Source organism: Roseateles sp. P5_B10 (genome assembly GCF_056400485.1).
Genome location: NZ_JBFULE010001766.1, coordinates 1 through 521, shown reverse-complemented (window position 1 = coordinate 521; position 521 = coordinate 1). Strand labels below are relative to the sequence as shown.

1 protein-coding gene is annotated in these 521 nt (G+C 65.6%); it reads left to right on the top strand.

The features are described from left to right. Positions 1–24: 24 nt before the first annotated feature. A partial coding sequence (locus tag AC1DU6_RS35795; protein WP_477863394.1) for a hypothetical protein occupies positions 25–521 on the top strand: 497 nt, incomplete at its 3' end.

Sequence of the window (521 nt, the reverse complement as noted above, 5' to 3'; positions counted from 1 at the left end):
CAACTGGAAAGGTTCAAGCGCAAGATGGCCTACGTCGTGGCGATTCATCAGGCGCATCTCAGCCGTGGCATGCGCCGGCCCATCGAGCGATTGATCGCGAAGGTCGCGCAGCGAATCAACGACGCCAAGGCGCCGTCCAGCAGCGCGGTGATGGGATGGCTGCGCGCCTATGAGTCGTCGCAGCATGCGCCGCAGTCATTGGTCGACGGCAACGCGCATCGCGTCCGCACCAGCAAGCTCACGCCGGAGATGGATCGGCTCGTCTCCGAGTCGCTTCGCAAGTACTACCTGACGCGGGATCGCTACTCGCTGCGCCACACCCTCGCCATGATCCACGCGCAGGCGAAGTCGTTGGCGGCACAGGGCAGGCTGGCCGCCGCGGAATCCCGGATCAGCCTCAGCACGTTGTCGCGACGGGTCAGTGCGATGGATCAGTACCGCGTCATCGAGGCACGGGAGGGTGCGGCGCGTGCTCGCATGGTGACGCGGACCGCGATGGATGGCACGGTTGCGAGATACCC